9 protein-coding genes are annotated in these 10,397 nt (G+C 34.8%); 3 read left to right on the top strand and 6 right to left on the bottom strand.

Going from position 1 to position 10,397, the window contains the following annotated elements; all coding sequences use genetic code 11:
• Positions 1-53 precede the first annotated feature (53 nt).
• A complete protein-coding gene (locus HGC4_RS17745) occupies positions 54-1,208 on the top strand; it encodes an aldose epimerase family protein (RefSeq protein WP_050711478.1) in 1,155 nt (384 codons plus the stop codon).
• Between the two features lie 120 nt (positions 1,209-1,328).
• Positions 1,329-1,913 carry a sugar O-acetyltransferase gene (locus HGC4_RS17740; protein WP_050711477.1) on the top strand — a complete coding sequence of 195 codons (585 nt, stop codon included), beginning with the start codon at positions 1,329-1,331 and terminating at the stop codon, positions 1,911-1,913.
• Positions 1,914-2,080: 167 nt separating this feature from the next.
• Here HGC4_RS17740 and HGC4_RS17735 read toward each other — a convergent pair whose 3' ends face one another.
• Together HGC4_RS17735 and HGC4_RS17730 are read right to left on the bottom strand one after the other, a co-directional pair.
• Complete coding sequence (locus HGC4_RS17735) at positions 2,081-3,016, bottom strand: helix-turn-helix transcriptional regulator (protein ID WP_185099989.1); 936 nt, start codon at positions 3,014-3,016, stop codon at positions 2,081-2,083.
• A 105-nt stretch (positions 3,017-3,121) separates the two neighbouring features.
• Positions 3,122-3,541, bottom strand: coding sequence for a VOC family protein (locus tag HGC4_RS17730; RefSeq protein ID WP_050711475.1), 420 nt, complete (start codon positions 3,539-3,541; stop codon positions 3,122-3,124).
• Positions 3,542-3,688: 147 nt separating this feature from the next.
• Here HGC4_RS17730 and HGC4_RS17725 point away from each other — a divergent pair, with 147 nt between their 5' ends.
• Positions 3,689-4,144, top strand: a complete 456-nt coding sequence (locus HGC4_RS17725) for a GNAT family N-acetyltransferase (protein ID WP_050711474.1) — start codon at positions 3,689-3,691, stop codon at positions 4,142-4,144.
• A gap of 46 nt (positions 4,145-4,190) precedes the next feature.
• Here HGC4_RS17725 and HGC4_RS17720 read toward each other — a convergent pair whose 3' ends face one another.
• The 4 genes from HGC4_RS17720 to HGC4_RS17705 form a co-directional block, all read right to left on the bottom strand.
• The gene (locus HGC4_RS17720; protein WP_050711473.1) at positions 4,191-5,123 is read right to left on the bottom strand and encodes a DUF1848 domain-containing protein; all 933 of its coding nucleotides are present in this window, start codon (positions 5,121-5,123) and stop codon (positions 4,191-4,193) included.
• A gap of 39 nt (positions 5,124-5,162) precedes the next feature.
• Complete coding sequence (locus HGC4_RS17715) at positions 5,163-6,023, bottom strand: deoxyribonuclease IV (protein ID WP_050711472.1); 861 nt, start codon at positions 6,021-6,023, stop codon at positions 5,163-5,165.
• Positions 6,024-6,279: 256 nt separating this feature from the next.
• Complete coding sequence (locus tag HGC4_RS17710; protein WP_050711471.1) at positions 6,280-6,825, bottom strand: lipocalin family protein; 546 nt, start codon at positions 6,823-6,825, stop codon at positions 6,280-6,282.
• Between the two features lie 207 nt (positions 6,826-7,032).
• Positions 7,033-10,254 carry a S41 family peptidase gene (locus HGC4_RS17705; RefSeq protein WP_242047121.1) on the bottom strand — a complete coding sequence of 1,074 codons (3,222 nt, stop codon included), beginning with the start codon at positions 10,252-10,254 and terminating at the stop codon, positions 7,033-7,035.
• Between the last annotated feature and the right edge of the window lie 143 nt (positions 10,255-10,397).

Below are 10,397 nucleotides of genomic sequence, written 5' to 3'. Positions count from 1 at the left end.
TCAGACCTTTTTATTACTATGATATTAGATAAACAACCCTAATTTATACATATATGAAAAAGATATTTTATCTAGGAATAGCACTTTGTTTATTCTCATGTGGAAATAAACAAGCTAAACCTGAACAAACTGCAGGATCACAAATTACATTGATGGCAGATTCGGCATTTACAAAAATAGTAGATGGCAAAGACATTAAACTTTATACTCTAGATTCGGGAAATGGCATAACCATGCAAGTTTCTAATTTTGGAGGACGGGTTATTTCTCTTTGGACTCCCGATAAAGATGGCAAATATGAGGACATTGTTTTCGGACATGACAACATCGATAAATACTTGAATTATGAAGGAGAGCGTTGTCTAGGTCCAGTTGTGGGGCGATATGCAAATCGTATTGCAAAAGGACAATTTACGATTGATGGTGTAAAATATCAATTGCCCGTTAATAATAATGGACAAACGCTTCATGGTGGTCCCGATGGTTTTGATATGAAGATATGGAATGTGGATAGCATAAGCAAAAATCGAATACAATTGTCTTATACTTCTCCCGATGGAGAAGAAGGATTCCCCGGAACTGTAAACGTAAAAATGATATACACACTTACTCCTGAAAATGAATTTAAGATTACATATAGTGCCACAACTGATAAGCCAACACATGTAAATCTATCGCATCATTCATTCTTCAACCTTAAAGGAGCAGGCAATGGAACTATTACCGATCATCTGTTAACGATCAATGCTAGTGGCATAACTCCCGTAGATAGTGTTTTAATTCCAACGGGAAAAATTACTTCGGTTGAAGGAACACCATTTGATTTCAGAACTCCAACAACTATCGGAGCTAGAATTGATGCTGACGACCAACAACTAAAAAACGGCTTAGGATATGATCATAATTGGGTTGTAGATCGTAAAACTGAGAAAGATGTAGAGTTTATCGCAAGCTTATACGATCCTACAAGTGGTAGAGTAATGGAAGTATGGTCAGACCAACCCGGAATACAATTTTACAGTGGAAATTTTCTGGATGGGAAAGTTATCGGTAAATACGGCAAAGCTCATAATTACAGAGAAGCTGTAGCTTTAGAGACACAAAAATATCCGGATACTCCTAATCAACCACAGTTTCCGTCAACAAGACTAAATCCGGGAGAAGAATATGTACAAACCTGTATTTATAAATTTTCAACAAAAAAATAAAAAGGTCTAAGACTTTTCTTTTCGCTTTGGCGTAGAGGCAAACCAATATGTTCGTTCACGGAGAACAAATACATAATTCTGATCCTACCAACGACAACGCGATACAACTAAAATATAAGAATGAGAACCGAAAAAGAAAAAATGTTTGCAGGAGAGCCTTATTGGGCACATAGCGAAGAAATGACAGCTATCCGCTCCGAAGTAAAAAAGCTTCTTCACAAACTGAATGTTACAGAATATCATACAGATAAGTTTCATGATGTGATGCGAGAATTATTTCCAAATTCTGCTAATAACTTTTATACTGAGCCTTCTTTCTATTGTGATTATGGTGATCATATTTATGCAGGAGATAAAGTTTTCATCAATTTTGGAGCAGTTATTTTGGATGGAGCAAAGGTAACTATTGGTGATGGAACTCTAATTGCTCCCGGAGTACACATTTATACAGCTCAGCATCCTCTCGATGCTAACGAGCGTGATGTATGGGAAGATTGCAAACCGGTAACAATAGGTAAACGTTGCTGGATTGGTGGACATTCTACCATTTGCCCCGGTGTAACTATTGGCGATAGATGCGTTATTGGAGCAGGGTCGGTAGTCACAAAAGACATCCCTTCAGACTCTCTTGCGGTGGGTAATCCTGCAAGAGTTATCCGAAAACTGAATAAAGATGAAGATTTATCTAAAATACAAATACCTTAATTCCGATATATATAACTAATATATATTGAAATATTTTATAAAGAAGGTAGTTGCAGTCCAACAACTACTTTCTTTATTTAAGACATATCCTTAAATTCCGTTGAGATTGATTGCCAATCTATATGAATGGGTTATACCGTAAATAAAGGGAGAGGTATAAGGCATAGCTACATTTTAGCATTATTAATTATAATTTTGATAATCTTCTTAAAATCTTGCGGATACAAAATCTTAGCGACATCTAAAAAAGAAAGATACCATCGGGCAAATCGTTCTAAAGAGAAAACCATGAAATGTAATTCAACTTTCTCTCCTTCTTCTTTCTCTTTTATCAATCCCTGATAGTATTTACTCTCATCAATCAGTGAATATTCTGTTTTATTTACTTCAAGAATCACTTCGTGTAAATCTTGCTTATCGCCTAGTGTTTTTAATAACGATTTAAATGATGGATGCTCACGTTCAAAGTTGTTGTCTGTCTCAATAATATTCTTAATTCGGTTGACACGAAAAGTTTGGTAATCTTTTTTAATATGACAAAAAGCGATTAAGTACCAATTAGACATCGAGAAGAATATACCTATCGGGTCTATCTTTCGGTTTGATAGCTCTTGCTTATTATAAGAGAAATAAGAAATCACAATTTGCTTTCTATTTGCAATTTGTCTCATTACCGCTTGAAGAATATTCTGAGAATCAGTCGGATTCTGAAATTGAAAATCCAATGAATCAATTGTAGGACTAAAGTTATCAATGGTCTCTCTTTCAGCCAAACGCATCACAGCCTTAATCTTCTCAATACCTGATCGGTAATTCTCTTTAAAGCCAAAATCAGAGAACCTATCAACTAATCTTTCTGCTGCCAAAAATGAAAAAGCCTCTTCTTCGGTAAACATGAGTGGTGGTAGTTTGAAACCTTCGACCAACGAAAAACCTACACGAGAATCTCCTGTAATAGGAATACCCGCATCTTCTAAAGCTTTTATATCTCTATAAACCGTTCGAACGCTAATATTAAAGCGATCGCTGATATGCTTCGTTTTTACGGATGAAGAAGATTGAAGCATTATTAAGATGGCAGATAACCGATCTATACGATTCATAGGCATGGTAATTTATTACTATGGTGAAATTACGACTAAAAATAAAAAGATCAGCAGAACAATAAAAAATTCTGCCAATCCTTTTTTTCATATACACTACTATTATTAAGCAGAATAATCGTCATCGGTCATCATTATAAGCCATCGGATACCAAATTTATCAACCACTTCACCAATAGCTTCTGAGAAGAATGTCTTTTCGAGAGGAGTTGTAATTTCTCCATCTTTAGAAAGTAAATCAAATGCGTTGTTTAATTCTTCCATATTGGTAAAAACCAACACTTGTTTGGCATTATTTCCGCCATTTATTATTTCTCCTCTATCAGCATCCTGCCCTCCTATTTCAAAGTATTTAGTTTTTAGAACCATATGAGAAATTTTCTCACCCTCTTCTTTGCTAACTTCAATACTTTTATCCTCTCTTTTTCTGAATAGAAAAGCAATTTCACCATCCAAAGCTTCTTTATACAAGTTAAAGGCTTCTTCGCATGTTCCAGGAAAAACCAATTGTAATTTCAATTTCATAATTGTCTGTTTTTTGTTTTAACGATTCTCTTATCAACAACAAAAATAGATAGGGGTTGCGACAACCCTATGTCGCAATTTTTGAAATAATTATCAGAAACTTCCTATATTTAGTCCTCTTTATAATTATAAAATATTGAATTGAATATGATAGAATATCGCAAGGCTACAATAGATGACATTTCTTTACTGGCAAAAACAAGAGTAGACTTTCTTAATGAAGTTAATAACATTAGTACAGATACAGAAGAATTATTTATAAATAATAAAGCATACTTCGAAAATGCTCTTAATAACAATAGTTTTGTGGCATGGATAGCTTTAGACAATAATGAGATTGTTGCAACAAGCGGATTAACTCTTTATCTATTGCCTCCCAACAGAGATTCTCGCAATGGAAAAGTAGCCTATATTAGCAACATGTACACTGTACCAAACTTTAGAGGGAAAGGAATAGCTTCCCATCTTTTTTCATTGACAATGGATGAAGCTAAAAATCTAGGTTATAAAAAAGTCTTACTAAATGCTACAGATGCAGGTAGATCGGTCTATGAAAAATATGGTTTTATAGATGCTAAGGGTGAAATGCTATATCATTTTTAAACTTAACTTAGAGTATAATCACTTATATACAACAAGCTTTATTCTGTCAGAACAATGTCTTTTGATTTGTTCTCAAGGCTTTCATCTCTTTAAGAGTAATAATATCTGTCTCATTAGGATGACCTAAAAGTTTGGGGGATTTTTTATCATGTAACTTTATATTCCGATATACTCTATCACTGTTAGTGGTTGCATAACAATATATACAACCATGAGGGCAGGTATCGTAAGTGCCAATATCTACACTTTCTATACAATTACACATAGCCCGCTGATTCTTATCCTTTTTAGCAATCAGTGAACACTCTATAATTTGCTCTATCAAACCTTTATCAATACAAACACCATGAGATATATTGAATTCATTCAAATCAATATCTTCCGCACATGTTTTGAGTTTCAGATTAAATTCAGATACTATTTTCGAGAAAGATTCCATTATCAATTTAATCTCATAATCTGACATTGGCTTTATATGGAACCTATCAAAAACGTTTTTTATATGAGCATAATGATCGATAAAACTAATTATACATTTCTCCGTATAATCTTTCAGCTGTGAAGTTATTCGAAAAAATGCTTCCTGATGAAACTCTATAGAATACGTCTCATTAATAAAAATAGGGTCATATCTCCAAACAATTTTGTCGCCTCCTATTCTATCTGACAGTCGCTTAAATATCTCTATTCTTTTTTCAACCGACGGTAATCTTATTTCGATATCTCTTTCGTAGGGAGTTAATGTAAACTGAAAATAATACTTATAATTATCCAACTCACTCAGCCTATTGATCATAGGAAGTGGATTCTTCGACCAGAACACAAAACAATCCACAACTTGTGAATTCAACAATACTTTACTAAATCGATAAGGATTTCTTGGATTTTGTACAAGAACATATCCCTCTTTCAATCGGTTAAAAAACCAATCGGAATATAAAGCTGGAATATCTGTACGTCTACTCGCACTTATTATCATACCCTTATCGACTTTTCGAGGTTTCTTCAATTTTATCTATCAGATAGCTTTTACTGTAGTACGGTCCGTTTCTTGATATAGTTCTTTGAGTATTTTAATCTCTTTGGCATGACCATCTAACTCGTTAGGAGTTTCCAGATAGAAAGGTAAATGAGTCAACTTTGGATGATTAATTACGCGCTTCATCGTCTCCAAACCAATGGTACCTTCGCCAATGGTTGCATGCCTATCTTTACCACTTCCTTTAGGATTCATACTATCATTTAAATGTATAGCATATAATCTTTCTAAGCCGATTACCGTATCAAAGTGAGAAATAACTCCCTCCAGATCATTTACAATATCATACCCTGCATCGTATAAATGACAAGTATCGAGGCAAACGCCCATTTTATCTTGTAGAGTTACGCCATCCAATATTTGCTTTAATTCCTCAAATGTTCTGCCCACTTCGCTCCCCTTACCTGCCATTGTTTCGAGTAATACAATTGTAGTTTGCTCGGGAGTTATAAGCATATTAAGCGCTTCTATAATCTGTCCGATAGCCACATCAACACTCTGAGAGGTATGACTGCCCGGATGAAAGTTATATAGTTTACATGGTAGTTGTTCCATTCTTCGCAAATCATCAGCCATCATTTCTCTACCAAACTTTCTCGTTTTAGGTTCGGCTGAGCATAAGTTTAGGGTGTATGGAGCATGTGCTAATATAGGAGCAAAGTTATTTTCGTCCATTAATCGAGCCAAAGCCTCGGCATCTTTCGGGTCTATCTCTTTAGCACTACCTCCACGAGGATTACGTGTGAAAAATTGAAAAGTATTTGCACCAATACTTAAAGCGTCTTTACCCATGGCTTCATAGCCTTTCGATATAGACAAATGACATCCTATATTCAACATTTTTTATTTTACTTATTAGTTATATTACTCAAAAACAATATTCCGCATACAATAAAATAGTGTCAGACATTGCAATATCTAACACTATAGCGACGAAATATAATTAATATACTTCTACTTTTTCAGTATTTAGAATATCTCGTTATGCAATCTTTAGCATATAAAGATAGTCCATATATTATTTACTCATGCAGTCTATCAACAACAATTATAAATAGATAAAAGTTAACACATATAACACTCAATATAAATAAACTTATTTATGGTGTTCTACCCATACGAGCTTAGATACATCATATCCCAGACTTTCTGCCTTTTTAAGATAAGCTTGCTTTACCTTTTCGGGCATCGTTTTTTTTCGTGAGAGCAACCATAAGTATTTAAGACTCTTACCTGCAATCAAGGCATATTTATAATCAGAATCTATGGCGATTACATTATAACCTGCATAAAATGGACCAAAAAAAGATACTTTAAGTTTTGCCTCATCCGATGAGCCTACAAATTTAGCTTTGCCAATAGCCTCCTTTTCCTCGTTCTTTATGTAATTATACCCTCTATTAACAACTTTAATGCTACCATCTTCATTTAATGAATATTCGGCTGATGTATTATTCATATTCTTTTCGTAATGAAAATCCAGACGTGCAATCTCATACCATTTCCCTAAATATTTTTCCTTATCGAATGGTTTTACAGCAACAGCCCCCTTAGGTATTGTTTTACAAGACTTAAGTGCAAAAGCAAGAGTTGCACCTACAACTAATGCCGAGCAACCAATCAATAAATTTCTATTTTTCATAATCTGGTAGTTTTAATGTAGATATTAGCTTTCTAAGGAAAGCTTCAATTCTAATTAAAACACTGAGAAACATTGTTTTGTTCGGAACTACCAATTTCCAGAAACTTTGCAATCCAACTAGCCCCAACCCTATAAAGAAGATTGGCTACTATAAAAATAGGCTTACATTTTTATGTAAGCCTATTCTATATTTATTTTTTACTCTCTTTATTTATTCCATACTCTTGGAGATGGAACCGGTTTAAGAGGTTCTCTGGTTTTAAGATCTTTCATTACCTCTTCAATAGCTTTATTCAGCTGTTGATCTTCGCCATTCCATTCTTTAACGGGATCATTGTCTATCAGAATATCTGGGTCAACACCATGATTTTCTATAATCCATTGTCCTGTTTTAGCATCATAACTGGTAAAGAAAGGTACTCGTATATCTGTTCCATCAATAAATGGTAAAGAACCCGATATACCAACAATACCACCCCAAGTACGTGTACCGATAAGTTTACCTAAACCTAAGGCTCTGAATCCCCAAGGGAAAAGATCTCCATCGGAAGCCGAATATTTATTAATCAAACAAACTTTAGGTCCTACTTGAACTGCATCAGGAACGGTACCGATACGAGTTGAACCACGACGCATTGTTAAACGGTAAGGCTCGCGAGCAAGACGTTCCAAAATCATTGGTGAGACATTACCTCCTCCATTTGCCCTATCATCTATAATCAATCCCTCTTTATCTAATTGAGGATAGAAATAGCGTGCAAATTCATTCAGTCCCTCAGGTCCCATATCAGGAATATAGATATAACCTATTTTACCATTCGAAGCTTTCTCTACTTTCTTTAGGTTATTTTGTACCCACTCGTAGTGATATAATGAATATTCTTCAGCAAGAGGACTTATTACTATTTTACGTGCTCCTGCCAATTCAGCTTTATTATTCAATGAAATTTCAGTAGGAACACCTGCTTTACCAACTAATAGAGAATACATATCATTCACACTATTGGTCGGAATTCCGTCAATTGCAACAATAAAGTCTCCAGCTTTTGCTTCTATTCCCGCATCAGTCAAAGGAGAGCGCAAATCTTTACTCCACGAAGCTCCTTGCAATATTTTCTCGATTCGGAAAAATCCACTCTTATCTCTAGAGATTTCAGCACCTAACAATCCTGTATTGATACGCTCTGGACGATCTACTTCTCCCGGATTTACGTATGCATGACCACAATTCAGCTCGCCAATCATTTCACCAATAACATAATTAAGGTCTAAACGATTTTTTACGTATGGTAAAAGAACTGCATATTTTTCTTTGATTGCTTTCCAATCTACTCCATGCATATTTTCCACATAAAATCCATCGCGATAAACACGCCATGCCTCATTAAATATCTGAGCCCATTCCTGTGGGTAATCGGTAGTAATCTTCATATTAGAAAGATTAACCGGATCTTTCAAATCTACTTTTCCAGCTGGAATATTAGTTACAAATACTTGCTTGTTCTTCAAAAACAAAGCTTTCTTATCGTAATTTTCAATGTATATAGTAGCGCCTTCTGCTATTGTTTCTTCTTTTTGAGTTTTCAGGTCAAAAACAAAAGACGATCCACCTTTATTATAATATACTTTTGCTCCATCCGAATAAAAGCCCCAATAATTAGAAGGATCAAGAGGAAGTTTTACAATTCGATCTGCTATTCCGTCAAAATCTATTTTTACAACTGTTGCAGAATCTTTCTTCTCAGCTGCTGCTTTCTTTGGATCATTCGACTTAGGAGTACTGCTACTTTCAACTTTTACTTCTGCGTCTTTTTCAAGAAATGGTGAAGGTGTTGATTTTGATAAAAGAGCTACATAAATACCATTTGTATTAGGGTATATATGATTCCACTCTTTAGACCCATAGATTGGATTAAAATCGCGAGCAGAAGCAAATATTAAATATTTACCGTCTTTACTGAAAGCTGGACTATACGATTCGTACCATTTATCAGTAATAGCTGTTTCCTTTTTAGCTGCAATATTAAACACATATACCACATTGAATTCGTTAGACTCCATACGGCTATAAGTAAGCCATTTACTATCAGGAGAAAAAGTTACACCACTTGGCTCACTTACAGGATCGGTCAGCAATATAGTTTTTTGTTTCGTTGAAACATCTACTAAATTAATTCGGTTCTTTCGGTCTGTATATACGATCGATTTAGAATCGGGACTCCAATTGAAATCACGAATATAAGTATCATTATTTTTTGTCAGTTGAATAGCCGCCTCAGATCCTATTGCATCTTGTATGTATAATTCGGTTTCACCCGTTTTATCTGAAATATAAGCAATCGTTTTTCCATCGGGCGACCATTGTGCATCACGATCGTGCGCACCTGGCGAACGTGTTATATTTTTTGTTACACCTTTATCAGCAGGAAGATTAAATATTTCTCCACGTGCAGTAACCACTAAGCGCTCTCCATCAGGAGAAAGGCTTGCTGCATTCAAATATTTTTCGCCATTCTTAATTTCACTACGAGCATAAATATTATCTGATGATAACAAGATATTTACTTTAACAGCTTGCTTATTTATAGCATCTAGTTTATAAATATATCCTCCATTTTCAAACACTATTGTATTACCATGATGACTTGGAAATTTCACGTCATACTCAGTAAAGTTGGTTACTTTAGAAGTTTGCTTCGTTTTGGTATTATATACGAAGATATTCATTGTACGATCGCGATCGGAGATAAAATAAATATCATCACCAATCCACATAGGCATAATATCCTGCGCATCATTATTTGTTATATTTTCAACCGATTTATTGGCAGAATCATATATCCAGATATCATCAGCCATACCTCCTTTATAGTATTTCCATGTACGGAATTCGCGCATTACACGGTTATATGCTAACTTTTTACCATCTGGCGAATAACTACAAAAGCCACCTTCGGGTAATGGAATAGTTTCTGACAATCCTCCCTCGTTACTAACCTGCTTAAGAAGTCCTATAAAACCATCGCTAATGCGATTACGGTACACTATATTTTTCCCATCAGGTGTCCATGTCATTACAATGTTGTTGGGTCCCATACGGTCGCCAATATCATCTCTCCTATTTGTTGCCGTGTAGGTTAAACGAAGAGGTTCTCCTCCCGACGATGGTATACTAAATACTTCAGTATTACCGTCGTATTGCCCTGTAAAAGCAATTGTTCTACCATCGGGCGAAAACTTTGGAAACATTTCGTACCCCACATGAGAAGTAAGTCGTTTGGCTTCGCCGCCATTAATTGGTGTTTTGTATAAATCACCCGCATAAGAAAACACAATTTCCTGTCCATTTGTAGATGGGAAACGTAACAAACGTGCTTCTTGTGCAAAAATCTGCGGAACAGAACATGCCACAGATAATAAAAGTAACATTATCCTTTTTCTAATAATCATAATAATGCAATAGTTAATTTTTCATATAAAAGCAAAGGTAGAAGTTTGCATGGAAAGAGAAACTCTTTATTCTGTTTTTTACAATTATCTATTCAAATTTCTCTATAAAGAATAATTTGCAT

Source organism: Dysgonomonas sp. HGC4 (assembly GCF_001261715.1).
Lineage (GTDB): Bacteria > Bacteroidota > Bacteroidia > Bacteroidales > Dysgonomonadaceae > Dysgonomonas_A.
The sequence above is the reverse complement of the archived record's forward strand: the minus strand, read 5'-3'. Positions and strand labels throughout refer to the sequence as shown.

Excerpts from the sequence above, each read along its gene's own strand:
- HGC4_RS17745 (WP_050711478.1), top strand. The coding sequence starts at position 54 with ATGAAAAAGATATTTTATCTAGGAATAGCACTTTGTTTATTCTCATGT.
- HGC4_RS17740 (WP_050711477.1), top strand. The coding sequence starts at position 1,329 with ATGAGAACCGAAAAAGAAAAAATGTTTGCAGGAGAGCCTTATTGGGCA.
- HGC4_RS17730 (WP_050711475.1), bottom strand. The coding sequence starts at position 3,541 with ATGAAATTGAAATTACAATTGGTTTTTCCTGGAACATGCGAAGAAGCC.
- HGC4_RS17720 (WP_050711473.1), bottom strand. The coding sequence starts at position 5,123 with ATGATAATAAGTGCGAGTAGACGTACAGATATTCCAGCTTTATATTCC.
- HGC4_RS17735 (WP_185099989.1), bottom strand. The coding sequence starts at position 3,016 with ATGAATCGTATAGATCGGTTATCTGCCATCTTAATAATGCTTCAATCT.
- HGC4_RS17725 (WP_050711474.1), top strand. The coding sequence starts at position 3,689 with ATGATAGAATATCGCAAGGCTACAATAGATGACATTTCTTTACTGGCA.
- HGC4_RS17705 (WP_242047121.1), bottom strand. The coding sequence starts at position 10,254 with ATGTTACTTTTATTATCTGTGGCATGTTCTGTTCCGCAGATTTTTGCA.
- HGC4_RS17710 (WP_050711471.1), bottom strand. The coding sequence starts at position 6,825 with ATGAAAAATAGAAATTTATTGATTGGTTGCTCGGCATTAGTTGTAGGT.
- HGC4_RS17715 (WP_050711472.1), bottom strand. The coding sequence starts at position 6,023 with ATGTTGAATATAGGATGTCATTTGTCTATATCGAAAGGCTATGAAGCC.